We start from the raw sequence: 25,901 nt of genomic DNA, 5'->3' as shown, positions 1-25,901 counted from the left end.
GTTAAAATACCCCTCATCTGTGTCTTATCTAATAAAAAAAGCTCTCAAATAATTTAATGCCTATACGCTCAATTCAATATTTGCTCAGAGGGTCTTATTTTTAAAAAAAGGTTCTGAATATCTTTATTTTCTGATTTTTGACCAAAACATTTATATATGATATTAATCTAAGTCTATTTTTCAAATGTGTCCTATCTCTTTTTTGGAGAATGGACATGGAGGCGATACAATTACGCGAAAATCAATCATATCAGTGTTTTTCGCACTGTGCTTTGTGGTAGGTATTGTACCTGCTTCAGAAGCTATTAATAACCAAGAATCAGTTAATGAAAAAGTTAAAACTAAAAATAATGAAGTTGAACAATCAAATTCCGTTAATAATACAAATGTTGCCAAAGCAGAAGCTGGATATAAATACCGATACAGCAAAATCGGGGACTGCTGGGCAATGAGTAATCACCTGTACAAAAAATTTACAAAATCCGGAAAGAAAGTTCGGATAATACAGTACAGAACTAAAATGTCATCTAGACATAGGTCAATCCAGTTATACTCTAATGGTAAATGGAAAGATTACAGCTACAAAGGCCTTAATAGAATATACAAGGCCACTAAAAGTAAGCCGGGTAAGAAAGTAATAAAATCTAGTGTCTAGAACTAATGAAGAGATAAGTAAAAATCCTTATTCTCTTTTATCCTTTTTATTTTGAATAATTCATGAAATTTAATTTAATATTCATATTTTATTATTAATCAATCTCACCTAACTCTTCATCATCTCCTAAACCCAGAACACCTTTAATAGCCCCTACAATACAATGAGCATTCCAACCAATCACTGCATCGGATTTTTCTTCTAGTTCTAAAGGTACATTTTCCATACCATACGGCCGAATAAGGACAATAGGTTTATCTTGTTTTAGGGCTATGGAGAATATATTTTCAATTAGCTCTTTTTTGATGGAGTATATTCCTGATAAAATCACTACTACTTCTGATTTTTCTATTTGTTCAAATAAAATTTCTGGATCAACTTTTTCTTTTTGAGAGTTATTTTCCCATATAAAGTCATGAGAACTTTCTAATCTTTCTAAAAATTGGGAAAATTCTTTAGTATCTTGTGGAGTTTGACTGATAAATAACCGATACGTCTTTTTATCCATTTCATCTTCAAACATGAAAGACCGACCTCTTATTCAAATAATTATATTCGATTGTCTTTTTATTAATTATGTTTGGTGGGATATTTTTTGTTTTTTAAGTTTCTATTTTAACTAATGTATTCCCATTTTGTCATTTTTTTTTAATTTAAACTGAATCATATAATTGAATCCAAGATCCATTAAATTTATAGTCTGAAAACCATTTGGATTAATCATATCTTCAAGTTCTTCAGGTGAAATGCGCATGTTTTGTGGTGGACCAAATGAGCAATCTCCCTTTTTACATTCTATAATGAATAAATGACCATTATCTTTTAATACACGACGAATCTCAGAGAATAATTTATTTCCATATTTTTTTAAATCTAAGGAATGGAGAACTGTGGATATAAAACATACATCTATACTCTTATTTTCTAAATTTAATGGTGTTGTTATGTCATAAACTTCTGCGGTTATATTAGTTAATCCATTAGAATTTGCTTTTTTATTGATATTTCCGATTAATTCTTCCTGTATATCTAATGCATAGATTTTACCTACATCTTTAACTAATGAAGATGCATGAAGTGAATAATCACCTTTCCCACACCCTATATCCAGAAAATAATTCCCCTCTTTAAGGTTTAATGCACTGAATATTTTTTCTGGCTCATGCATCCAGAAACTACTGGGTCCTTTTTCAGGTTTGTGAGATCGTGAATTAGTTGAGTTAATATGCTCTTTACATATATTATTATAATCCATAATATCACCTCAAACTTATATTAAACTCTTCTTTTTAGAAATAAAAATTAATTAAAGTTTTTTTTTCAATATTTTTACTTTACGCAATGTCTTTCTTTTAAAAATTGTTCTATTTTCTGAATTTCACTGAATTCAGTCATGATCTCATTTCCTTTAAGTCCGGAGATGGTTAGATTAGTATTGGATGGAATGGCTGCAATAATAATGTCTTCATTATTTATGGTGTTCCTAAGGAACTTTTCATTCAATTCATCTATTTTATTGAGTACAAAATAAACGGGTTTATCTAAGTTTTTACTTAATTTTACCACTTTTTCAGATAGTTTCATTGATTCATAGGATGGATCTATTATCATGATAATCACATCAACGTCTTTTTCCATAGACCTTCCGAAGTGTTCGATGCCTGCTTCAGTGTCAATGATGACTATTTCATCTGATTTTAATTTTAGATTACTAATAAATTCCTGGGCTACCATACCCATTGTACAGGCACATCCTTCACCTACTTCATGGATTTTTCCAATAGCCATTAATCTGATTTTTTCTTTTTGAGAATAATATTCAGATGGAATGTCATCTATCTGCCATGATTTTTCAAAAAAGGAAATTGAATCCCAATTTGGGCTGGCGTTCATTATTTTTTCTAGAACAATATTTTTACCTCCTAAATAATTTATAAAATCTTGAGGAAGTTCAACACCGAGTTGCCTATGTAGGCCAAAATTAGATTCGTCGGTATCAATGACCAGAACTGAATTTGCATTTTTTTCAAAAGATTTTGCAAGTAGGGAGGCAATTGTACTTTTACCACTTCCTCCTTTTCCACATATGACTATTTTCATCTTTTTTTCTCCATTTTATTTTTTTACATTATTGAAATTTCATATCTAAATCATAATTAGTGATACGTAATAACCATATAAATATTCTGATTCCGAACCGTTCAATATTGAAACATTAAATGTATTGTATATGCAAAAGGATTTAATAACCTTTAAATAGTATTAAAATACCTAATAAATATTAAAATATAAAAAAAATGGAAATATATTTTTTAATATTAAATATACGGACTCTTAATTCGAAATTCTGAAAAAATAAGGATTACTAACACTTCAAATTCAAAAATAAAAAATATTTAATTGGTCAAATCTAATTATGGGTCAATCCCCAAACATAGCAAAAAAAATCAAAATACATCGATATAAAAAAGAGAATTTTATACAATTAAAATTGTATATGATATATTCAGAGATTTTTTAATTCTAAAATACATTTTTCTAATATCACAACAATGTCTTCCTCTTTTTCAGGAGGAATATCCTTGATTAATGTTTGTATCTTAAAAAATATCTCATTTAATTTTGTTTCTTCTTCTCCAAACATTTCATTAAATAAATCTCTAAATTGAGAAAACTTTTTTCTGGATTCTTTTCGGGTTTTGCGAATATTATATAATAATTTTTTTCCTTGAGGGGTAATTTCAAAGATGGTTCTTGAGCGTTTTCCAATTTCAGAAACTTTTATTAATTTTTCTTCCTGTAATTGTTTTAATAGGGGATAAATAGTACCTTTACTGGGAGTCCAACCACCAGAAGTTTTTTCCTGCATGGCTTTTATTAAATCATAACCAGAACATGGTTTGTCATTCAAAGTATGTAAAATGAATAAAGTTAATAATCTTACTTCTTTCCCATCTATTGATGTGAATCTCAATAATCCAACCATATTATTAGTTTATAAAATCCAGATATAAATATCTAGTTTTTAATATCACATAATTCCGTTAATTTTTTAATGTAGTTTAAAAAAGAAATATAGAATCAAATTTAAATAATTCTCTTTGATTCTACCAGTGCCTTTAATTTTTCCCTATCAACTTTTCGACTATAAAGTGGAGAACTATCTCTCTCATATACAGGAAGGTTTTCTTCAAAGGTCTTTTTGCCTTCGTTTATATAGAAAATACCCAGTGGAAATTTTTGGTTATAAGTAGGACATTCCATACTTCTTTTTAGAGCATCTAAACGATTAAATGGATTGTGATCATCCTCAAGGTAATAAGTATTCTCTTTAAACCACTGGAATGTATTGATTTTGTTAAAACTCACACATGGTTGGAATATGTCAACCAATGCATAACCTTTATGCATTATAGCTTTTTTTATTACTTCTTTGGTCTCAGAAATATCTCCTGCAAAAGCCCGGGCCACAAAACTCGCACCTAATGTTATGGCTGTAGAAATTGGGTTAAATGGTTCTTCAAAAACACCATCTACTTGGAAAGGTGTTTTAAAATGCTTTTGACTGGTGGGTGATGCCTGCCCTTTGGTTAAACCATAGACCATATTGTTGTGCACAATATTAGTTATATTGGGGTTTCTGCGAATGGTGTGCATGAAATGGTTTCCCCCTTCACCATACATACAACCATCCCCACTAACATCTATAACAGTCATTTCAGTATTTGAAGCTTTTATGCCTGTAGCTGGTGATAAAGAACGTCCATGAAGGCCGTTAAACATATTGGATTTAATATAATGGGGCAATTTTCCGGCCTGGCCAATACCGGACACCATAACCAAATCTTCTGGTTTTATTTCTAGATCTCCCAGTGCCATTTTCAGTGACTGTAATATGGAAAAATTACCACACCCTGGACACCATGCAATATCTGCACCATCTACTTTATAATCTTCAAGATCCATTTAAATACCCCCTAAATTATCTTTAAGAATCTTAACTACTTCTTCTACAGAATAAGGCATCCCATTATATTTTAAAAATTTATCATGAATCTCAAAACCAGTCTCTAATTTAATAAGGTTGGCGAATTGTCCTTTGGCATTGTTTTCCAAAATAATGGTTTTTTCAGCCATTGCCAAGAGATTGGGGGTGTTTTTAGTTAAAGGATATATCTGCTTAAAGTGGAGAAAAGCAATATCTTCTCTATTTAGTTCTTCCAAAGCCTCTTTTATAGGTCCATAGGTTGAACCCCACCCAACAACCATTAATTTGAAATTATCTGATTTAGAAGCACTGATTAATTCAGGGGCGAATGCATCCTCTTTTATTTTGTCCATCTTTTTCAAACGCTTTTGAACCATTAGTGTACGGACATTCAAATCTTCACTGATATGTCCTTCCGCATCGTGTTCATCAGAATCAGCCAGTACCAGACCGTTACCATAACCCGGTATTCCTCGTGGAGATATTCCATCAGGGGTTAACTCGTATCTATTATAATCCGAAGGGGTTTCTATAATGTGATTGTCCACTTCCAGCCCATCCAAATCCAGATTTTCTATATTGTAATAGATATCAGCAAAATACTGGTCGGAGAGAATGAAAACAGGGATCTGGTATTTATCTGCAAGGTTAAATGCATGGTGTGATAATTCAAGGGCGTCCTGAAAATTTCCAGGTGCTAGAATAATTCTTGGGAATTCTCCGGGACTTCCATAAAGTGCAAGGTCCAGGTCTTCTTGAGCAGTACGCGTGGGAAGCCCCACTGCAGGCCCCGGTCTTTGAGCCAGGTAGATCACTATTGGTGTTTCAATCATACCCGCTAGCCCCACACCTTCCACCATAAGGGCGAATCCACTTCCAGATGTGGCCACTATTGATCGGGCACCAGCATAAGATGCCCCCAGGGCCATGTTTATTGCTGCAATTTCGTCTTCCGCTTGTTCAAATACCATATCAAATTCGTGAGCATTACTGGCTATGAAAACCTGAAGAGGACTAGATGGAGTCATGGGGTAAGACGACATAAAGCGGCAGCCTCCAGATATACAGCCCAGACCAACAGCTTCTGTACCATTAATTAAAATATCATTTTTAAGGTGAGAGTTTTTATTAACATTAACTGAAATCTCACCAGAATTTATTAGTGTTTGTCCGAGACTGTATCCTTCACGACCTGCTTTAAGATCTCCGGATAATATTTTTTCACCCTTACTCTCAAACATGGCAGTTATACATTCGTCAAAATCATCTTTATCAATACCTAGTATGCAAGATAATGCTCCAGCAGCAATGACATTAGAAAAAATGGGCCCCCCTAATTCACTGGCCTTGTCTAAAAATGGGACTCTGATTATATTATAATAATCATCAAGGTCATGAAGTAGGTTTTGATCACATATTATCCATGTATCATCGGATATTCTATCTTTTAAATGTTCAACTGCTCTTTCACTTAATGCCACCAGGATATCAATTCTATCTACGTAAGCCCTAACTTTATTAGAGGAAACTCTAATCTGTGTGGAATTTTGACCCCCTCTAACACGTGACATGTACTCTTTTGTAGAAAAAACATTGTATCCTCCAGTTTTAATTGATTTAACCAGTATATTTTCCACAGTTTGAATTCCTTGACCTGCTTCTCCACAGAGAACAATAGAAACATCACCATCTAAATTCAGACTATTCATTGATTCACCCCTCAATTTCAATTTAATTAATCAAAAAAGAATTTTTAATTTAATTAAATTTTATACAATTTATTTTATTAAAATCTACAGCTTTTAAGCCCTCTCTTTTCAAGATACTGCTGGTGGTATTCTTCAGCACGATAAAAAGTCATGGCTTCTTCAATAGTAGTCACAATATCATTTTTATATTTTCCAGATTTTTGGAGAGTTTTTTTAGATTTTTCTGCAAGCTCTTTTTGCTCCAGGTTATGATAAAAAATAACTGATCTATACTGAGTACCTATATCCGGGCCTTGCCGATTTAAAGTGGTTGGGTCATGGATCTTCCAAAAAACATTCAACAAGTCTTTATAAGATATTATCTTTGGATTGAATTCAATCTCCAAAACCTCAGCATGCAGGGTATTTCCAGTGCAAACCTCACTGTAACTAGGATTATCCTTCACTCCTCCTTCATAACCAACTGCTGTTGATACTACACCCTTCAAATTTCTAAAAGTATCTTCCACACTCCAAAAACACCCGGCACCAAAGGTAGCTTTTTCCAGATTTTTCGCAAATTTAGATTTTGAATTTTGAATAAAGTAACCCCCATTTTTGTATTTTATAATTTTTAATTAAGAATGATATCATACAGTTATATGTTATTTATAGTACAAGTTTTTTTAGAAAAAATAATTTTAAAGAAACAAAACTGGGCTGATCATTTTATTTTGCTTTTATTTTCAGTTAATTAATTAAAACTTGTAATTGAATTTTATTTTTAATAAAAAATTATTATTAATCATATCCGATGATTTAATGGAAAAATATAATGTACATAAAAGGACAATATATTATTAATTATGGTTTCAAAAAGGGAGGTTACGGAAAATGGAAAAAAATACAACAGCATTGATTCTGATTATCTTAGGTCTGATTGTCCTGTTTTTTCCGCTTTTAGGTGTAATTCCATTAAGCCTGATCACGGGATTCGTAGTTTTGTTCCTGGGTATAGGTCTTATATTTGCAGGAATAGATGATATGAGTGAAAGTGTAGGAATGGGGATACTTGCCATTATATTGGGAATAATAGCTTTGATTCTTGGGTTTGGATTCATATTAGTACCAGGACTATTCAGCTGGTTAGTTGGTTTTGTTATATGGATAGTGGGTATATTGCTGATTATAGCCGGTATAGTAGGTATAATATCAAAAACAGGGGGTAGTAGATGGAACGGAGTAGTGGCCCTGATAATTGGGTTATTATATATTATAATAGGTAATCTCGTTTCAGATCCTAGAATATTAGGTGCCCTGATTGGATTGTGGCTATTAGTAACTGGGATAATCATGTTATTCATAAAAGAATAATTCAGTAAAACTCAAAAAAAACAATATTTATTTTTTTTATTTTAAATGCACAATAATATTATATTCACTATTCCGGGGATAATAAAATCAAAATATATCTAGTTGGCTTTATTTAATGAAAATTCCCGGAGGATTATGATTTAGAGAGTGTTCCTTACTTAAACTATTTTGGCCTGTAATGATTAATTGCATAAAAATAAAGAGGCATATCTATGGAAAAAATCAAGGTTTCCGGAAAACTGGTAGATGATAAAGAAAAACCCCTCTTTAATATAAAATTAAATATAACGGCGGATCATTCATCTCTTTTTGATATTGACCCTGTGCTGGCAGAAACTGTCACAGATAATCAGGGCAAGTTCTCTATGGAGTTTATACCCACCAAAGAATTTATGGAAAATAAGAAAAACCAGATAAAGATTGAATTTTTCATAGATGATAAAAACATAATGGAACTTTCTAAAGACATTAAAGAAGAAATTATTGATTTTGGTATTATAAATTTCCATGAAGCCAATATTGGAATAGAAGGTAGGATAATAGATGATAAAGGAGATCCCATAGAAGGTTTAACAGTAATTGCTGAAGATGTGGATTATGGTAAATTAGAATTAAATGCCCTGGAACTTTTAGGATCCAAAGTCAAATCATTATTCAGTGAGAACATCAGCTCTGATGATGGATTTTTAGGCCAATACTTGGGGTTCATAAAAAATAAATATGATCTATTATTCTCTATACGGGACGATTATTTAGGATCATCAGTTACAGACGAGAATGGATATTATCGAATAATTTACCATCCGGATAAATACCGGGAAATTCTGGATAAAGAACCAGATATAAGAATAATAGTCAAGGATAGGTTCGGTGTATTTGAACTTCGAAAGACGGGAATTTACCAGGACATTAAATGTGTCATTGAAAAAATAGATGATCTCATCATTAACCGTGCAGAAATTGAAGGTTGGGAATCTACCTTAAAAACTGATACTTCTTCAAGGGTCACTAATGGTAACAACATTGAAATATTAATCGACAACCAGCAGGCCTGGGAAAAAATGGTGCAGGTTATTGATAAAGCAGAATCTTATATTTACCTGACTCAGTTTGTATTTTACCCGGAATTCATACCTCGATTTTTCACATCATCCCAGGACCCTTCCACTTTCCAGGAAGATGAAACTTTAGCCTACAAACTCCTGCAAGCTCAAAAAAAGGGAGTTGATGTTAAAATAATTATAAATGAAAATAGAGTGGTTCCAGATAACTACGATGAATTATATGATTATTTTAAAGATAGTGGTGTCGAGGTTCGCAGATTCCCAGCTAAAGGTCCTTTTTCAATGCATGCCAAAGTAATTGTCGCCGACGGTAAACGAAGTTTTATAATTGGCTCGCCATTCACCCAAAGCTACTGGGACACCAGTAAACATGATATAAATGAACCCCGACGATTAGAAAAAAACGAAGGCCCTTACCACGATGTTTCTACTTATTTCGAAGGCCCAGTGATTCATCATATTGAAGAATTTTTCATAGAATTATGGAACTATCTCTCTGATTTACATTTTGATGGGCAAAATAAAATCATGGAAAACAAATCTAAAAACCAGAAAATCAATAATAGTTTCATGGAGAGCGGCCCTGACATTAATCCACTTTTACAAATAGAGAATGAAACTGTTCAAATTGTTAGATCAATTACTCCACAAACATTAAGTAAAAAAGGAGAGTTAGGAGTACTGGAATCTTATAGAAAAGCCATAAATAATGCCCAGGAATTTATATACCTTGAAAACCAGTACTTCACTAATAAATATATTGTCGGGGCATTAAAAAGAGCAGTTGAATTAAACCCTCATTTGCAGGTTATTCTCTTAATCAATGAAGTTCCAGATGTTCCTACTTACCGCAGCTGGCAGCACTATGGATTTGAAGTTATGGGTATCGATTTAAAGAAGCTCATAATTGAACACCCTCAAATCGGAGTTTTTGCAAAATGGTCTGGGAAATTTCAAAATGGGAAAAACAAATTAAGTAACTGTTACATCCACAGTAAAGTGGCTATTGTTGATGATAAATGGGCAACTATAGGAACTGCTAACTTGGATGGGTCTTCTTTAAGTTGTGCCGAGGAATTTGGGAGTAGCGAAACATCAACTAAACACCGGAACATGGAGATGAATGCAGTTCTATTTGATAAGGACTCGTCTGGAAAAGGTAATATTGAAAATTTCAGGAGAATTCTTTGGAGCGAACATATGGGGATGGATATTATTGATTTTAAGCGTCCTAGGGGAGGATGGTTAGATTTATGGAAAGATAAAGGTTTTGAAAATATAAGTCACTTATCCAAAGAAGAAATTATTCTCCACGGTGGTATATTACCTTATAGTACTAAAAATAATCCTAAAGAACAAATAAAAGACCTCGTGGAACAGTACAGAAGACTGAAAGCAAGATTTAATCGTTAAAGCTAAATTTTTTAATCATTACCCTATTTTTTTATTTTTATTATATAAAACGAAAATTTAAATAGTGTCAGTAATACACATTAGATAAACTTTTTTTAAAAATGATAAAAAATTTATAAAGTTGAAATTCCAATAAACTAGTTTAATAATTAATTATAATACAAATTTTATATCTGAAGTTTGATTATCTTAAATTTCAGAGTTATACGGGTGAATTAATGAAAGTTGCCGTTATCGGTTTGGGTGTTGAAGGAAAAAAAGCAGTTAAATCTCTTCAAGAACATAAATGCGAGGTTTATGCCACGGATTTAAATGAAAATATTCAGCTTGAATCAGGAGATGAACTGGATCTGGATCTGGATCTGGGTAGACATGACTTTGATAAAATATTCTCTTCAGATGCAGTGGTCCTGAGCCCTAGTTTATGGGAAAGTGACTTGGCCCAAAAATTAATAGAATCAAAAAAACTCTTATCTGATGTTATTGGGGGAAATAGATCTATTTTTACCATAGCAGTCACAGGTACCAATGGCAAAACCACAACCTCATTTATGATAAGGGATATCCTTAAAAATGCGGGATTAAATGTGCTTCTAGGTGGAAATGCTGGTGGCGGATTTGATGGTTACACGGAGATGATTTTAGAATCTGAAGTAAATTCATATGATGTTCTGGTTGTGGAAGTATGTGATATGACTATGGGATTCTGCGACTACAACTTCCAATTTGATCTGGTAGTGGTGACTAATCTAGGCCGTGATCACCTTGATTACCATGGTTCTCTGGATGAATACCTCCAGAGGGTAGGTAAATTCTTAAAAGGTAAAAGAGCCATACTTAATAAAACAGATAATCTATTACAAAAAGTATCTAAAAACGCTGAAATCTGTGAATTCTACGGGGAATGTGATTATTCCACACATTTGTTCGGTAAATTTAATAAATACAATGCTGGAGCTGCTGAAGCTGTAAGTAAGGCGCTTCAGATTGATGATCAAATAATTAAAGATACTTTAGAAAACTTCAATGCCATTGAAGGCCGTATAAAATCTTATAATATATATGGGAGTAAAGTAGTAATTGGTAAAACAGACAATGCTGATGCCATCTCATCTGTACTAAATGAAATGGATTTCCCAGTGATTTTTATTGGAACCCCCCGCCCTAATGAAACATGGCGCTTAGAAATTTTAGAAGAAGCATTAAAAGCAAACCCTTCATTACTGGTGGTTTTTCCCGGTCTTGATTCTGATTTAGAGCCTGCAATGCACAAACTAAAGTGTTTAGATTTTCAGGGCCAGCTAAAAATAGCTAAAAATACTGATGAAATACTGACAATCATTTTAAACAGGGCTAAAAATGGAGACAACGTGTTAATTGGAGGCAACGGCCAATCAACAATTTTAAAAATCCAGAAAAAACTCGAAAACACTGATATATAATAATATATGAATAGAGGATATGTAAATTATAATTAACTCGATTTTGATAATATAAAGGTTGATAAAGTGATAACTGGCAAAAAAATACTGGTGGTAGGAGCAGGGAATGCTGGTAGGCCTGCTGCAAACCTTTTAAATTATTTAGGTAATGAAGTTAGAGTTTCTGATAGTTTAAATTATAATTCACTTCCAAAAAAAGCCCGCAAGAAGGTAAAGGAACTGGAAAGAAAAGGAATCATATTTGAATTAGGAACTCATATATTTGATAGTGTATTGTGGGCTGATGCTATATTTGTTTCTCCGAACATACCTGAAAATGCAGATATTCGTAAATTTATTGAAGAATCAAGCCAGAAAAAAGAAATAACTAACATTACTACCTCTGACATTGGTAAAATATTGAATTCTCAAATAAAAATCCCTATGATTGGAATAGCCGGTACCGATGGGAAGACTACAACCACCAATATGATTAACTTTGCCTTGGATGAATCATTCAATACACTTATATTTTCTTCCCTGCAGGATTCTCTGGTAATAGAAGGACTAGTTGACTTAGTGGTTAATAAAAAAACCCAGAGCAAAGATTTTGCAGTATTTGAATTACCTCATGGTACTATACGCATGGCAGATGGTTTAGAATTATGTTCTGGTGTTTTAACCAACCTTACCCCGGATCACATGGATGAGTTTGCAAGTTATGATGAATATATTCAGAGAAATTATTCTGTAACTGATTTACTACATGATAACGGAGTTCTAATATTAAATGGCGATGATCCTATCATCACTCACCAGGCACAAAAACTGGACAAAGAACACATATTTTATGGTATGGGAACACCACAAATAGTGGAATTTGAAGGAGTAACTTATACTCCTCTGGATGTGGAGTTGGATATAACTGCCAATGATGTGGAACTAAAAGGATTAGATGGTTCTTCTTTTGACTTAAAAATAGCATCGATTCCTACAGCAATCTGTGATAACTGTGGGGAAATTAATTGTAAATGTGGAAACTTCCAGAGAAAATATGTGGGCCCATATGATTGCCGCATGGAATTGAAAATACCTGGAACATTCAATATCGAAAACGCCCTAGCCACCATTGCCATAGGAATGATAATAGGATTGGAATTTGATTATTTAAAAGATAGGATAGAATCATTTAATGGTGTAAAGGGCCGATTAGAGAAAATAGATAATGTGAATGGAATCAATATATTCATGGACGCGGCCCATAACCCTGAGAGCATGGAAAAACTTCTAGATGGACTTACCTTAAAAGGAAGACTAATCATCAGTCTGGACAATCCGGATACTCTCACAACTAGAGATAAATTCAAGATAGGGAAAATCTTAAGCAGAAAAACCGATGTGATAATAACCAGTGCCAAAAACGAAACCACAGAACTTATTGATTGGGAAGCAGCCAAAGAAGTAGCCTTAGGAAGTGAAGGTACTGAAATTTATCTCACTGAAACTGTGGAAAGATCCATTGACAAGGCCCTGGAGATCTCAGCACCAGGTGACACTATATTACATATAGGGCCAGGTGTGGTTAATGCTTATCAAAATGTTAAAAATGATATAATTAAATCGATTTCTTCTTTTAAAGCATCACAAACCAATATTGTGGTTATTGGTGGTTGTGGAACGGTAGGTAGTTTAATGGCCCGTATTTTAAAACAAAAAGGGGCCGATGTCACAGTCTCTGATATGGCTAAAGACACTCCGCTAAAGGAAATATTCCAGAAAGAAGGTATTAAATTGGATTTAGGTGGCCACAGTGAAGCAGTAGTTAAAGAAGCTGATCTAATTGCTGTCGCTCCCAGTCTTATGGTAAATGATAAACTCCTGGAAAAAATTAAAAACCTCACGGATGCAGATATTATCAGTGTAGATGAAGTATTAAATTCATATACTATTAATAAACCTGTAATTGGAATCACGGGAACCAATGGAAAGACCACAACTACTCAGATGTTAAAAAATATTTTAAATCTGGCGGGTAAACACGTTCCAGAACATTATATGGATATACAGGGGAACACAGAACTCATACCGGCATTACAATCTCGATTAAAAGGGGACCTGGCTGTTGTGGAAATTGGAACATTTGGAAACCCCTTGGAGATAAAAAAGTCTGCCCTTGATAGTGAAGTGATGGTGGGCATAATTACCAATATCTCTCGAGATCATATGGGTTACGGGAGTGATTTTGCTAAATATATCAACTGTAAAAAGGAAATTGTAGATGTGGCAGATATCTTAATTCTAAATGCAAACGACCCCATTGTAGCCAGTTTCTCTAAAGACATTGACCCAGATAATGTGATATTTTATGGAATAAAAAATTTTAATTCCAATTATAATACTTTAGGTGAGGGAAGAGAATGCCCTCAGTGTGAAAATACAATCAGATATCAGGAACATTACCTGGGGCATCTGGGCAATTACAACTGCATCTGTGGCCATAAAACTCCCGAAGCAGATGTTTTAGCAGTTGATGTTAGCAATAATAGTTTTACTTTAATGATTGGTTCCCATAAAGCCCGTGTTAACCTTAAAACAGGAGGCACATGTAATATTTACAATGCCCTAACTGCTGCCAGTGGGGCATTGGTAATGGGAATTGAATTTGATGATATAGTTCGAGGATTAGAAGAGTTTGAAGGGGTGGAAGGAAGATTCCAGCAGATTAATGAAAACCCTAAAATTATCATGGACTATGCTCATAATCCTGCTGGTGTTAAAGCATCGTTACAAACTATTTCTACCTTAAAAAAACAAGATTCCCGTCTAATAGTAATAAATACCATTTCCTCAGAAAGCGGTCTTCAAGGGGACCGTGAAATTGCATTAGTACTGAATGATGCAGATATTGTCGTCCCTGCTTCTTTTGCAGCGAGAGCGTCTTGTGAAAATATTAACAGGACAATTATTGAAACAGAAGCCAGCCATGATATGGTTAAGGTAGGGACTTTAGGTGCCAGTAAAAATCAAGTACAAGAAGCAATAGAAAAAGTGCTAAATATATCCACTGGAAGTGATATTGTATTAATTATAGGTGAAGGGGGAGTTAAGTATTCAAAAGAAATTCTGGAAAAGATCAACATTTAAAGCAATAATAGCGTTAGTTGTGCTTGCAATAGTATTTATCCCTTTGGGAGTATATTTAGAATCCCAATACCCTCAACAAAAACCTGCTGAAATTGCAGGTTTAAAACTGGGCGATACTGTAATGCCTGGAACTGATGTGATAGATGAAAATAAAATTCGTAAAGTCCCGGTAGTGAGTAATATTCATTATATTATTGATTATGCAGAGGAAGGTCGCTTTGGTGAGCTCTTAGAAGCCCTACTTACAGGTATAGTTAGAACACCTATTGCTAAGATTACTGGGGACAATATATCTCGTTATGGGATTTCCACTAATTACACTGGTCCGGGTATGCTGGCTGTAAAAGCAAATAAACTCATTGTTAAAGCACCAGACAATTTTATCTGGGGATATAAGACTACTTACACTTATGGGGTAAAAACTGATAATGGTTTAGAAATTTTAGAAAATAATAAAACTGTTAAAACAGTTTCTTATGATGATATCAATAATAATAGTGTTCCAACTCAATACAAATCTGCCGATGTAATCAAAAAATGGTATAAAGATGCAAGAAAAAATGAAACCATTGGACTTGAATATTCATTAACTTCATTTAACGACGGCCGCAATACTGTGGTTCCTTCAAAGATTAAGGAATACTTTGGACAGGAAGTTGTTGATTATATGGGCGATTACCAGGTATCATCTCCCATAATGGTTTACATGCATTCCTACACTGAGAGTACTATTTCAAAATCTTATACTAATCTGGGATCTTTCCCGGAACTCAATGATGCAGCACGTTCATATAATGCCCGAGCATTTGCTCAAGCATGGAATGGAACAATTGTGCCCCCACATACAACTATATCGGGTAAAGAAACTGTAGGGTTCACATCATCAAGAGATCCAGAAGCTCCGGGTGGATCTGCTTCTCATGGAATGTGTCCTCCATCTAGGGTACTGCGTGGAATCGTTACCAGCGCCGGACTGCCAAGACCTTATGGAATAACCTGGGCCCACAATGCTATTCCATTTGGAATATACTTCTCTGATATTAGTGTTACCAACACTGCAGATTACCCGGTAAGAGTAGAAATGTGGACTACTAATTCTGGATACCAAATCTATGGTAAGTTAGTTAAATACTCCCCTAACTAACTTTTCTTTTTTTAAAATTCGAGGCTTTTTTTTATGAATTATTCTATTTCTGCTATAGTTACTGCAGCTGGCCAGAATAGAAGGATGCAACGAGATTTAGCCCGGCTTAAACTTCCCCTTAAAAATAAACTGCTCTTAGATATCCAGGGCAAAGCAGTGATATCACATACCATTATGCGTCTTCTCAAAGCCAATATCGATGAATGTATCATTGTACTTGGACACTACACCGATCAAATTATGCCGACTATAAATGATTTAAATGACTCAAGGATAAAAATTGTACAAAATGATCCGGTTGATGTTGACCTTTCACAATCATTACTTCATGGGGTACAGTTATCAAATAGTGATATTTGCCTCTGTGCCGCAGGTGATCAACCTTCAGTTACCAGTAGAACATTTAAAAATTTAATTGACGCAGTGGAAAATTATAAGTCTCCTGAGAGAATTCTGTCTGTTTTGTCCAGAGGACGTTGTGGTTATATAAAATCAGCGGAAGGTCTGGGAATGCCCTTTGCTTGCTGCAGGGATTTGCTATTAAAATACCTCCCTGGAAAAAATAGTAATTTAAATCCTATATTAAGAGAAATGGTTAAAGATGATATTGTTTTTTATGCAGCACCTCATTTAAACTCATTGGAACTTTTAAACATCAATAAATATGATGATTATATGTTTTTAAGTGAAAAATTTCAGGACAATACAGAATAAATCATAAAACTCTTTTAAATTTTCTGTTTCCAGCAAACTAGAATTTTAATTTTTCATTAAATAATGGATATTATTGGAGGAAGCACTTAAAGTCGATAGTGGTTCTCAAGAAAGTATTAATGGTCGAAAAACATTTCATTTAACTCATAAAGCACGACCCTATGCATAAATCCTCCTTGGTCTAATGGTAGTGGGTTTTATCCATTGAATCTTGGAATACAATAATTTAATGCAGAATAAATATTCTGGAATGTTATGTTAAACTAATTTTATTTTATTTTTTAATATCTATTTAAATCACAAATATGCAGTTCATCTACGTCCATATAGAAGTAATAACATTTAGTTATTAGCATTCCTGTAGGGGAGCGGATAGGATTCTCCTCGCTGTAGTAACAATGAGTACAGTTTAGCTGGTTTTTGGTACTTTTTCTATAATTTGCTTCATCTGGTGTTAACCGATATTTAGTCATTTTATCTCACCTTATTAATTCAATTTTACTTTATTTTTTTTAAAGTCTTCTTTAATTTTTATCATATGTAAACTTTTACAAATTATGAAGAAAAGAAATAGGATTATTAACCCTGAAACTGATTTTCAGGTAAATATGCGATTATTTAGATAGATTTTTCTAAAATAAGCTTATTTTAGACATTTTAAACACATCCCGTTCTAATAAAGAGTATTAGTAAAAATCTAATATAATTGCTTGAATTAATTATCGATCCTTAGAAGAAAAAAATAATCCTTTAATTGATTAAATGATGCAAAATTCTTAAAAGAAGCCAATTTTCTATTAAAAAAGTTCAATTCAGTACAGTAACCAAAATTAATAATTGTGGGAAAAAACAGTAATAAATAAATAAGTAAAAATATTATGCATTATCCTATTTCATGTAATGCATTTACCACGCAGCCAATATTTTCTCCAGTAAGGCCGACTATAACTTCGTCGTCCTTGATATCTGCGTATTGTCTGGAACCGCTACAACCTAAAGTAATATTAGGTCTTTTCCTCATGAAAGGGCCGGCAACGGCATCAGCACATATGGATTGGATTCCAGAAAAATCGGCTTCTACACGCCCACCTAAGGTGTAAACCAGGGCCTGGGATAATTTCATGGCCTGAGCAGGGTTAGCAATGATCACTATTACATCAGGATCAAAATTAGATTTTTCTAAAGGAGAATATAAAATAGCATAAACATCCATGTCTATTTTTGGAATGGAATCAATGGTTCTTTTTCCAGACCCTAAACTGGAAAACCGCCCTAGATCATAATAAAATTCACCAGTTTTTAATTTGGCAGGTGCTTCACCAATACCAATTGCAGCAGCTCCACCTTTACAGGCTTGTGCACTGGCGGTTGCATAAAAAATATTTCCCTGAGAAGCGGCTTGAACCATCTCACAATGTCTCATAGGGCTTTCAATTTTATCTATCCCTTCAGGTAAGTCTTTTTCCCTTAAAACAAACTTTATAGCAACAGGAGATTTTTCAAGATTCAGTGATTCTTTAATTTTTTGAGAAACAACATCATATCCATTTACTTCGCAAATTTCCATTTTATCACCTAATTTCTAACTTGAATAGTTCAATTAAAATAATTTTGCTTAACAGTGTGATTATTAGATTATTAATTTAAACCTGATATCTATTCATACTAAAACAGAGATTAGTGCTTTTCAGGTCCATCCTACTTCAAAATGAGCTCCACAGTTAGGGCAGATAAGAACTATGGTGTAAATTTCATCTTTCCTTAAAAAAGATGTTTTAAAACCCAGATCATAACCACAGGATGGGCATTCTCTAAACTCTTCATACAATTCTACGCTTTCCAAGGTATCAAATTCTTCCATTATACCACGTTTATCTCCTAATTTTTAATTTATTCCCCAAAGAAAATTTTAAGATGTATTAATCTATGATATCCACTGGTCTTCCGCACTGTAATTTTTCTATATTTCCACAATCAGGGCATTTATAGCTTATTAAAACAAATCTTGTGGTCTGTTGGTAACTGCCCTCTACTTCTTCAGCTTGTTTTCCACATTTTGAACATTTTACTTCGTCTGGAATTTCATCAAGTTGATAATGGACCACTTTTAGACCCCCATATATTTCCTGATTATCCAATTTTTTGCCGAATTATCACTAATATTAACGTATTCTCCTTTGATTAGAACAATCTGAAGATTCTGAATCCCTATCCGTTGACTCTTGATCTTTAAGATCCTGAGCATCGTTGTCATCTTGATTAGTGTAATCATCAATTGAACCGGGGTCTGAATCGGATTCAGAATCAGAAGATGTGCAGCCAAAAGTTAAACCAACAACTAAGAATAATGCTAAAATTAAAAGCAGCTGATTTTTCCTCATATTATGCCCTCTCTTCTACAGTTAATTATGTCTTTAGGGAAGTATAAAATTTTTTAATTATCACACCTATAATTATACTAGTGGAGAATTTTCATGAAAATTAATGTAAATGGAATAAAAATAAACTATCTTGATGAAGGTGCAGGCGAACCTTTAATATTAATCCATGGAATGTCTGATAACTCCAATCTATGGCTAACATTCATCCCTTATTTATTTTCAGATTTCCGGGTTTTTGCAATTGACTTAAGGGGGCATGGCCAAAGCTCAAAACCACCACAGGGATACTCTCTTGAAATATTTAACCAGGACCTTGTGGACTTTCTGGACAACATGAAACTGGAGAAAGTAAATTTAATAGGCCATTCATTGGGAGCAGCTATTTGTCAAGAGTTCGCTCTTAAAAATAGTGAAAGAGTAAAAAAACTTATTTTGCTATCTCCTTTTTTTTATGTGGATGAAATTCTCTTCCACGCCCTATCGGGATTAAAAAAGGCATTAATAGAAGAAGGATATTATAAATTCTTTGATGAAGCTGTGAAACTGGTCAACACACCAGATTTTATAGTGAAAAATGTGGAAATCATAGAACAAATAAAAATGGAATCTCAAAGGACAAACCCTCCTGAAATCATAGAAGAAATCATAAATGCATGTTTGATGGTGGATATGAGTGATGAAATTTCCAATATATCTCCAGAAACTCTGATTATCACTGGAAGTGAAGATAATATGATTCCCATGTCACAATCTCAAATGATCCACGAACAGATAAAGAATTCTGAACTGGTTATTATGAAAGGAGTAGGGCACAACCTCTTTGTTTCAGAAAATCTGGAGAGACTAAGCACAGTCATCCTAAAATTTTTAGGGTAAACAATTTTCATGTTTATAACCATATTAAAAGAATTTATAAAAAACTTGTTTCTGTATTATTAGAAAAAAATGGGCAGGGATTAAAAGAATTTATAAAAAACTGTAATTATACCTTAATCTTAAAACTCTAAGGTATCAACAGCTTTTATAAACTCAACGTACTGCGGTTTACTAACAGAATACTCCTGGTACTTGTAATTTTCAAATACTATGGTTCTAGTACCTGATTTGAGGATGGGTATAGTAACATAAGGCGGACTTTTTTGTCCAGGTGGGGAATAATATTTCAACCAGCTTATATTAGATACCAGTTTATTGGCTATTGATTTAGATTTCTTATCATCAATAGGGACAAAAACAAAGCGGTTATCACTCCAGAATGAATGTATATCAATTACCAGGTCATAGTCCTGTTTTTTAACATCTTCCACCACGAATTCTCTGGCTAATTTTTGACCATTCAAACGTCCGCTGGAATAATCTTCTGCATTTTTAGTCACATTAATCCGGTAAACATAGTAACAGTATTTTAATGAAGCACTGTTATTGGTCATGGCATCATACATGGCATTATGGGCTTTATATTCTAAAGGATGCACTCCAATAATGTAGGCAATTTTGGTCTTGGAAGAAGCATTTCCAAAAGGCCCTATTTTCTCAGCATAGCCTAAATCATTACCCCCCAGATGCACTGTTTTAACTACACTGGTATTATTTTTAGCAGTTTCCTGGGATTGAACCGGGTTGTTAAATGCAATCACAGCACCTAATATTAATAAAATCACTATTAATCCAATTATTATATATTTCTTAGATAAAGACAAATTATCAGCTCATTTATATTTATTAAAATCAATTAATGTATCTAATATAATAGTAGATATATTTAGTATATAATTGTAAAACCAGATAACATGTCAATTGAAGCTGTAGGATTAATGGCAAGTATAGCGGCATTAATAGTATTTATAAGCCCCCTTGATCAGATCAGAACCATATTGAAATTTAAAAAATCCGATGAAGTTTCACCAGCCCTTTACATGGCCATGATTGTGAATTGTTCACTGTGGACTATTTATGGAATGGGAATAAACAACTGGTTTATATTGGTTCCTAATGCAGTGGGCATGGTTCTGGGAGCAGTTACGTTGTTTTTTATTTTTAAATACAGGTAACAAATAGATTTTTTAGATTTCCTTGGGCAATTGCATATTTGAGCATCTTAAAAATAGTTTAAATAAAATTAGAAAAATTAATTAGAATTATTAAAGTATTTTTTTGGGGTTTTAAAATTAATTAGAGTTTTAAAGTATCTACAACTCTAACTAATCTCAGGGCATTTTTTTTACTTAAGGCATACTTCTGATACATGTAGTCTTCATAGACCAGTGTTTTTATCCCGGATTTAACAATAGGGATGGTAACATATTGTGGGCTTGTCTGTTTTTTAGGGTTATGATAGGACAACCAACTGATCTTGCTGATAATTTTCCCGGCTATTTTTTTAGAGTATTTATAATTCTTTGGAGCGAATAAAAACCTCTTTTTTGCATAATATCCTCGGTTAGAGTGGACATCAATCACTAGATCATATTTCTGCTTCTTAATATCATTTACCACATATTTATTGGCTAATATCTGGCCATTCATACGGCCTTTACTATAATTTTTAGCATCTTTAGTCACCGTGACTTTGTAAATATAGTAACGGTATTTTAAAGATTTATCTTTACTTTTTATAGCCGAATATACTGCGCTGTGAGTATTTTTCTCCAGTGGATGAACACCTACTATGTAGGCAATTTTGGTCTTGGAAGATGCATTTCCATATGGACCAATTTTTTCCACTTTGCCTAGATTATTTTCACCTAAGAGAACTTTAGTGGCACTATCAGTTGCAAAGGACATGGAAGAATCGCAGCTTAAACTGGATAAAACAAGGACCCCTGCAAATAATAAGAAACCAATTAAACCGATTTTGAGAGATGTATGAAATGAGTTCATAGTATCATTTGAGTAACTTTTTTAGTACTATAAGATTATGATTAATTCCATAATACTTTTACTATTTCTAGAACTTTAATAATCTACCTTAATAAATAGACGGCCTTTTAGATAATCCTGTAAAATAAGTTAATTCGAGTTTTTTTCCCATGCAAAAACTTTTGCCAGGTAGTAATTTGAAAATTTTCCAGTGTCATTCCTATTTTTATAAAAAAGGCAAGTATGTAAGATTTTTTTCATGCTGATGCACATAATTTATTGGAGAGGGTTCAGATAATTTTAGTTTTTCTAATGACAACAAATCTTTTTAATCATGATATTGTTATCAACTCATTGAACTAGAAATTTATATTAAATTAGCAAAATAATGAATTAATTAACATTTTTTATTAACAATTTAGTTTTTTTTATAGTCATTTAGTTAAGATGGGGAACAATAACATAATTCCAGAACAATAAGATAGTCTATATTTTCAATTAAAGAAAAATGTGAAGTTGATTAATTACAAACATTAATATGAATAGTATTTGGGCAAAATATATATGATATAGATACAACATAAACAATCACAGTAAAAAGCATGGTTCAACAATACAAAATGTGTGTTTTAAGACAATTTCCATTTGTCTTCACATTTTTAATATCTGGTATAAATACCGATATGGGGCTAGTTTAAAAAAATTTTTAGGAAGTGATATAATGGATACTACTTTAATATCCACTATCTACTCCATTGAGCCGGTGATGATATGCATTACCCAGTTTTCCCCTAAAAAAGTTATATTATTAAGGGAAGATAAAGCTCCTGATGAAAAAAATAAAGTGGAGCAGATCTTAGCAGATACAGTGGGTAAATTCATAGACATAGTACCTCATGAAACCAGCCTATATGATGTGGTTCGTGTGGCACGCGATACGGCAGATGTTATTGATGAAGAAAAAAGTCACGGACGCCGGGTTATGGTTAATATTAGTGGGGGAAGAAAACCACAAGCCCTTGGTGCTCTTTTCGGATGTTATGCTCGCCACAGAGATGTGGAAAGAATAGTCTATGTCACAGAAGAAGATAGTGAATTGATTGATTTACCAATCTTAAACTTTGGTATTTCAAGAACCAAGAAAGAAGTTCTCGAGGAATTAAAAAAAGGAGAAACTTCTGTAAAAAACCTTGCAGTTAAAATAGGCATAAGCCGGGGAATGACCTACAACCACATTCGAGAATTAAGAGAAATGGGATTCATTGCTCAGGACAAATTAGAAATTACTTCAGCTGGAGAACTAGCAGTAATTTAAATACAATTTTTTTTACTTCAGTAGGGGGACTGAAGGTATTTTTTATTTATACGAGTTTTATCAAAAAGAAAAACTTGAGAATTCTAACTATTCACGGATAAATAATCAGATATTAAATAGGGATGATTATATCAATGACAGATTTCTAATTCTAAAATAAAAATTAAATTAAAACGATATTAATATTAAAATAGCAATACATGTATATCTAGGCTAAAAAAGCATAAGAAGTTAATCTATTATTCTTCTTCATTATATGCGTTGTTTATTATCCAGAATATTTTCTCTACGGCTCTTTTCATTTTTAGAAATACCATTCCGATGTTGGCATCGGATCCTACGACGCATACCAGGGCCACTGTTGATGATCCCATAATGATAATTTGCAGTTCTTCTCCGGTGATTAATAGGCGTTTTAGTTTATCTTCTCCTACATCACTCAGGGTTTTTTCACCGAGGGTCATTAGTGATGCGGCCATGGCAGCAATCCGATGATTTTTCACGTGAGGATTGCTGGAAGTCATAATTAATCCGTCTTTTCGGATTACATATGACTCCTTAATCTCGCTCTTGTGCTGTAATGCCTCAAGCACTCTCTGGATCTGTTCTGAGATAGGTAGCATATTTGATCAATTTCTTTTAAGTTTAATTCACTTATCGTCTTGTTGAGGTTAATTTGCGAAATTTTTAACGATCTTTTTTAACATTACTCTGATCATACCGATATTAACACTGTTTTCTGTTAAGACGATTATTACGTGGTTTGAAGTGAATTCTTCGATTATTATTTTGCCAAAATCTGTTTCCACTATTAACTGTTCTAATGCACCATAACGTACTGTTTTTGTAAGTTCTTTTATGGCGCCTAATGCTGCTACTGTACTGGCACTTAAGATGGATGTTTCTTTATTTACTTTACCCACGGGAATACCATCTAAACCAGCGACCACGGAATCTTTAACACCATTTATACGATTAATTTCTATTATAACATTTTCAAAATTCATTATATTCTCCACACCCTATTTCTATTTACTTGATTTTCCCTTGGATATATTATTCAATTTTTCTTGTGATTGAATCGATTTTCCATTGGATATATCTTGGATTAAGCCGTCCATTAATTTGTTAAGGTTATAGTCGTTTAATGCTGAGGTATTCCATATTTCAATGTTTTTGCTGATTTCCATTTCTTTGCGTATTTGATCTACTCCAATGTTGGAAATGTCGTTTTTATTGGCAGCTATGGAAAAGGGGACGTTATGATTTTGAATGAAGTTTATTAGTTCTATATCAACTGGTGTTACTCCTACGGTGGAGTCAATGACTAGGATCGCTCCGTCCATTCCAAAGGCTAGTGTGTCCCACATAAAAGAGAATCGCCTGTGCCCTGGACTGGCAAATAAATGTATTAAAAACCCTTTTCGTTCGATTTGGACAAAATCGAAACTGGTGGTTATGTTTTCATAATCTCCTTTTAGGAAGAGTTCTTGACCGCTTAATCTCTCTACGATGCTGGTTTTTCCCGCATTTAATGCTCCGAAAACCACGATTTTGAGAGTTTTTTCTGACATTTATTATTAGTCTCCTTTAAAAAATTAAATTAAACCCTTAGAATGATTTAAGGGTTATTTGACTGTTTCCGTCTGCAGAATCAATTTCTTCTATGATGAATGTTTCCCCAGTCACGGCCTCCATCATAGCAGCATAAACTAATGCCACAGGACAACCAATATGACGAGGAACTTCTTTAGCCTCTAAATAATCAGTGAAATGATGGAATTTACAGTTATTTACTTTGAGGTTCAAGGTGTCACCATTTAAATCACAATCAATACTATCTGCCAGTTGAAAATTGTTTATGAGGTGGTTGGTTAAAAAGGATATGGCATCTTCTGTTGTATCCGTTTTTGGTTCTATTCCCAGTGCTGTGGATCCTACTATTGATAGTCTCCATAGGTCTTCTCCGTAAGCTCGGGTTACTCCTCCGGATCCTTCTCCGGATACTTTCCATAGGCCGTTGGTTAGTCCCATAAGAGTGGCCATGGTCAATATTCTCATAGTGTCTGTTTCTTCACTCAACCATTTTGCTACAACTGCATCAGCGGTATTTTTCATATTAGATTCCTCTCTTATTGGTTCATGACGTCTTTGACTTTTTCTGCGGTTCTTTCTAGTTCTAGTAGGGCTAGTCCTAGGTTTACTTCTGCGGGTGATAGTGCGGCTAGTACGGCTTTGGATCCGGCGTTGGTGAGTATGGCTTTTCCCACGCTTCCATCAATTATTACTTGGCTGAGGTCTCCTCTTTCCAGTTCGTCGCAGGTACGTTGTGATGTACCAATCATGGCTGCAGCCATGGCGGCTACTCTTTTTTCATCTGCATTGTTAGATAGTACAGATGAAATCATCAGACCGTCAGGTCTTAAAACAGCCACACCATTCACATCTCCAGGCGCACGTTCTAAAAGCTCAGTTAATAAACTACCAATATCTTCTCTTAAACCCATTATTAATCCTCCTCTTAATATTTCAAGATATTTTTTTAGGGGCCTTGTTCCAGGAAGAAGTGTATGTATTAAAATATAATCTACGTTTAAATTAAATACTAATCCTTTCCTGAACTTTAATTACTAATTTAACAGATATATGTTCGATTAATAATAATATGAAGATCTTACTATCTTAAAAACGTTAGTTAAATACTACGATAGGTATATGCACACTTGCGATAATTTTATAAA

At 33.4% G+C, this 25,901-nt stretch carries 29 protein-coding genes; 10 read left to right on the top strand and 19 right to left on the bottom strand.

All coding sequences use genetic code 11. The annotated features are described in order from the left end of the window. Positions 1 to 202 precede the first annotated feature (202 nt). Entirely contained in the window at positions 203 to 655 is a 453-nt protein-coding gene (locus tag MXE27_RS07065) for a hypothetical protein (RefSeq protein ID WP_248611713.1), read from the top strand. Between the two features lie 94 nt (positions 656 to 749). On the opposite strand, the gene MXE27_RS07060 is transcribed toward MXE27_RS07065, so the two are convergent. The 7 genes from MXE27_RS07060 to msrA all read right to left on the bottom strand — a co-directional run bounded on the left by MXE27_RS07060 (position 750) and on the right by msrA (position 6,900). After that, positions 750 to 1,178, bottom strand: a complete 429-nt coding sequence (locus MXE27_RS07060; protein WP_248611712.1) for a TIR domain-containing protein — start codon at positions 1,176 to 1,178, stop codon at positions 750 to 752. Positions 1,179 to 1,274: 96 nt separating this feature from the next. After that, the gene (locus MXE27_RS07055; RefSeq protein WP_248611711.1) at positions 1,275 to 1,910 is read right to left on the bottom strand and encodes a class I SAM-dependent methyltransferase; all 636 of its coding nucleotides are present in this window, start codon (positions 1,908 to 1,910) and stop codon (positions 1,275 to 1,277) included. A 74-nt stretch (positions 1,911 to 1,984) separates the two neighbouring features. Then, positions 1,985 to 2,755: an ATP-binding protein gene (locus MXE27_RS07050; protein ID WP_248611710.1), complete on the bottom strand. Its 771-nt coding sequence runs from the start codon at positions 2,753 to 2,755 to the stop codon at positions 1,985 to 1,987. Positions 2,756 to 3,161: 406 nt separating this feature from the next. After that, positions 3,162 to 3,641: a PadR family transcriptional regulator gene (locus tag MXE27_RS07045; RefSeq protein ID WP_248611709.1), complete on the bottom strand. Its 480-nt coding sequence runs from the start codon at positions 3,639 to 3,641 to the stop codon at positions 3,162 to 3,164. A gap of 101 nt (positions 3,642 to 3,742) precedes the next feature. Then, positions 3,743 to 4,621 (bottom strand): thiamine pyrophosphate-dependent enzyme, encoded by an 879-nt coding sequence (locus tag MXE27_RS07040; RefSeq protein ID WP_248611708.1) that lies wholly within the window; start codon positions 4,619 to 4,621, stop codon positions 3,743 to 3,745. Next, the gene (locus MXE27_RS07035) at positions 4,622 to 6,352 is read right to left on the bottom strand and encodes a 2-oxoacid:acceptor oxidoreductase subunit alpha (protein WP_248611707.1); all 1,731 of its coding nucleotides are present in this window, start codon (positions 6,350 to 6,352) and stop codon (positions 4,622 to 4,624) included. A gap of 77 nt (positions 6,353 to 6,429) precedes the next feature. Next, entirely contained in the window at positions 6,430 to 6,900 is a 471-nt protein-coding gene (gene msrA / locus MXE27_RS07030; protein ID WP_282731283.1) for a peptide-methionine (S)-S-oxide reductase MsrA, read from the bottom strand. Positions 6,901 to 7,225: 325 nt separating this feature from the next. Here msrA and MXE27_RS07025 point away from each other — a divergent pair, with 325 nt between their 5' ends. The 6 genes from MXE27_RS07025 (at position 7,226) to MXE27_RS07000 (ending at position 16,605) form a co-directional block, all read left to right on the top strand. Next, positions 7,226 to 7,705, top strand: coding sequence for a DUF308 domain-containing protein (locus tag MXE27_RS07025; protein ID WP_248611705.1), 480 nt, complete (start codon positions 7,226 to 7,228; stop codon positions 7,703 to 7,705). 212 nt (positions 7,706 to 7,917) lie between these two features. Further along, positions 7,918 to 10,182: a phospholipase D-like domain-containing protein gene (locus tag MXE27_RS07020; protein WP_248611704.1), complete on the top strand. Its 2,265-nt coding sequence runs from the start codon at positions 7,918 to 7,920 to the stop codon at positions 10,180 to 10,182. A gap of 218 nt (positions 10,183 to 10,400) precedes the next feature. Further along, positions 10,401 to 11,624, top strand: coding sequence for a pseudomurein biosynthesis peptide ligase pMurD2 (gene murD2 / locus MXE27_RS07015; RefSeq protein ID WP_248611703.1), 1,224 nt, complete (start codon positions 10,401 to 10,403; stop codon positions 11,622 to 11,624). A gap of 66 nt (positions 11,625 to 11,690) precedes the next feature. Further along, positions 11,691 to 14,747, top strand: a complete 3,057-nt coding sequence (locus MXE27_RS07010; RefSeq protein WP_248611702.1) for a Mur ligase family protein — start codon at positions 11,691 to 11,693, stop codon at positions 14,745 to 14,747. A 19-nt stretch (positions 14,748 to 14,766) separates the two neighbouring features. Continuing rightward, on the top strand, positions 14,767 to 15,891 hold the full coding sequence (locus MXE27_RS07005) for an Mfer335 family protein (RefSeq protein WP_248611701.1): 1,125 nt from the start codon (positions 14,767 to 14,769) through the stop codon (positions 15,889 to 15,891). Positions 15,892 to 15,924: 33 nt separating this feature from the next. Beyond that, complete coding sequence (locus tag MXE27_RS07000; protein WP_248611700.1) at positions 15,925 to 16,605, top strand: Mfer334 family nucleotidyltransferase; 681 nt, start codon at positions 15,925 to 15,927, stop codon at positions 16,603 to 16,605. Positions 16,606 to 16,886: 281 nt separating this feature from the next. On the opposite strand, the gene MXE27_RS06995 is transcribed toward MXE27_RS07000, so the two are convergent. The 5 genes from MXE27_RS06995 to MXE27_RS06975 all read right to left on the bottom strand — a co-directional run bounded on the left by MXE27_RS06995 (position 16,887) and on the right by MXE27_RS06975 (position 18,986). Continuing rightward, entirely contained in the window at positions 16,887 to 17,078 is a 192-nt protein-coding gene (locus MXE27_RS06995; protein ID WP_248611699.1) for a hypothetical protein, read from the bottom strand. Between the two features lie 410 nt (positions 17,079 to 17,488). Continuing rightward, positions 17,489 to 18,172 (bottom strand): DUF169 domain-containing protein, encoded by a 684-nt coding sequence (locus MXE27_RS06990; protein WP_248611698.1) that lies wholly within the window; start codon positions 18,170 to 18,172, stop codon positions 17,489 to 17,491. 120 nt (positions 18,173 to 18,292) lie between these two features. Then, positions 18,293 to 18,466 (bottom strand): hypothetical protein, encoded by a 174-nt coding sequence (locus tag MXE27_RS06985; RefSeq protein WP_248611697.1) that lies wholly within the window; start codon positions 18,464 to 18,466, stop codon positions 18,293 to 18,295. Between the two features lie 58 nt (positions 18,467 to 18,524). Then, complete coding sequence (locus MXE27_RS06980; RefSeq protein ID WP_248611696.1) at positions 18,525 to 18,710, bottom strand: hypothetical protein; 186 nt, start codon at positions 18,708 to 18,710, stop codon at positions 18,525 to 18,527. Between the two features lie 57 nt (positions 18,711 to 18,767). Continuing rightward, positions 18,768 to 18,986, bottom strand: coding sequence for a hypothetical protein (locus tag MXE27_RS06975; RefSeq protein ID WP_248611695.1), 219 nt, complete (start codon positions 18,984 to 18,986; stop codon positions 18,768 to 18,770). Between the two features lie 93 nt (positions 18,987 to 19,079). Here MXE27_RS06975 and MXE27_RS06970 point away from each other — a divergent pair, with 93 nt between their 5' ends. Next, complete coding sequence (locus MXE27_RS06970) at positions 19,080 to 19,862, top strand: alpha/beta fold hydrolase (protein ID WP_248611694.1); 783 nt, start codon at positions 19,080 to 19,082, stop codon at positions 19,860 to 19,862. Between the two features lie 119 nt (positions 19,863 to 19,981). Here MXE27_RS06970 and MXE27_RS06965 read toward each other — a convergent pair whose 3' ends face one another. After that, positions 19,982 to 20,686: a hypothetical protein gene (locus tag MXE27_RS06965; protein WP_248611693.1), complete on the bottom strand. Its 705-nt coding sequence runs from the start codon at positions 20,684 to 20,686 to the stop codon at positions 19,982 to 19,984. Positions 20,687 to 20,776: 90 nt separating this feature from the next. Here MXE27_RS06965 and MXE27_RS06960 point away from each other — a divergent pair, with 90 nt between their 5' ends. After that, positions 20,777 to 21,037, top strand: a complete 261-nt coding sequence (locus MXE27_RS06960; RefSeq protein ID WP_248611692.1) for a SemiSWEET family sugar transporter — start codon at positions 20,777 to 20,779, stop codon at positions 21,035 to 21,037. A 121-nt stretch (positions 21,038 to 21,158) separates the two neighbouring features. Here the strand turns inward: MXE27_RS06960 and MXE27_RS06955 are convergent, their stop codons facing one another. Beyond that, complete coding sequence (locus MXE27_RS06955) at positions 21,159 to 21,866, bottom strand: hypothetical protein (protein WP_248611691.1); 708 nt, start codon at positions 21,864 to 21,866, stop codon at positions 21,159 to 21,161. Positions 21,867 to 22,566: 700 nt separating this feature from the next. Here MXE27_RS06955 and csa3 point away from each other — a divergent pair. After that, entirely contained in the window at positions 22,567 to 23,160 is a 594-nt protein-coding gene (gene csa3, locus MXE27_RS06950; RefSeq protein ID WP_248611690.1) for a CRISPR-associated CARF protein Csa3, read from the top strand. Between the two features lie 239 nt (positions 23,161 to 23,399). Here the strand turns inward: csa3 and MXE27_RS06945 are convergent, their stop codons facing one another. Genes MXE27_RS06945 through MXE27_RS06925 form a run of 5 tightly spaced genes read right to left on the bottom strand, consistent with a single transcriptional unit; the run spans position 23,400 to position 25,667 of the window. Beyond that, complete coding sequence (locus MXE27_RS06945; RefSeq protein ID WP_248611689.1) at positions 23,400 to 23,783, bottom strand: roadblock/LC7 domain-containing protein; 384 nt, start codon at positions 23,781 to 23,783, stop codon at positions 23,400 to 23,402. A 48-nt stretch (positions 23,784 to 23,831) separates the two neighbouring features. Further along, complete coding sequence (locus MXE27_RS06940) at positions 23,832 to 24,167, bottom strand: roadblock/LC7 domain-containing protein (protein WP_248611688.1); 336 nt, start codon at positions 24,165 to 24,167, stop codon at positions 23,832 to 23,834. 21 nt (positions 24,168 to 24,188) lie between these two features. Then, on the bottom strand, positions 24,189 to 24,734 hold the full coding sequence (locus MXE27_RS06935) for a GTP-binding protein (protein ID WP_248611687.1): 546 nt from the start codon (positions 24,732 to 24,734) through the stop codon (positions 24,189 to 24,191). Between the two features lie 37 nt (positions 24,735 to 24,771). Then, positions 24,772 to 25,278 carry a hypothetical protein gene (locus tag MXE27_RS06930; RefSeq protein ID WP_248611686.1) on the bottom strand — a complete coding sequence of 169 codons (507 nt, stop codon included), beginning with the start codon at positions 25,276 to 25,278 and terminating at the stop codon, positions 24,772 to 24,774. Between the two features lie 14 nt (positions 25,279 to 25,292). Next, on the bottom strand, positions 25,293 to 25,667 hold the full coding sequence (locus MXE27_RS06925; protein ID WP_248611685.1) for a roadblock/LC7 domain-containing protein: 375 nt from the start codon (positions 25,665 to 25,667) through the stop codon (positions 25,293 to 25,295). Positions 25,668 to 25,901 lie beyond the last annotated feature (234 nt).

Source organism: Methanobacterium alcaliphilum (assembly GCF_023227715.1).
Lineage (GTDB): Archaea > Methanobacteriota > Methanobacteria > Methanobacteriales > Methanobacteriaceae > Methanobacterium_E > Methanobacterium_E alcaliphilum.
This window is presented reverse-complemented; position numbering and strand designations above follow the sequence as displayed.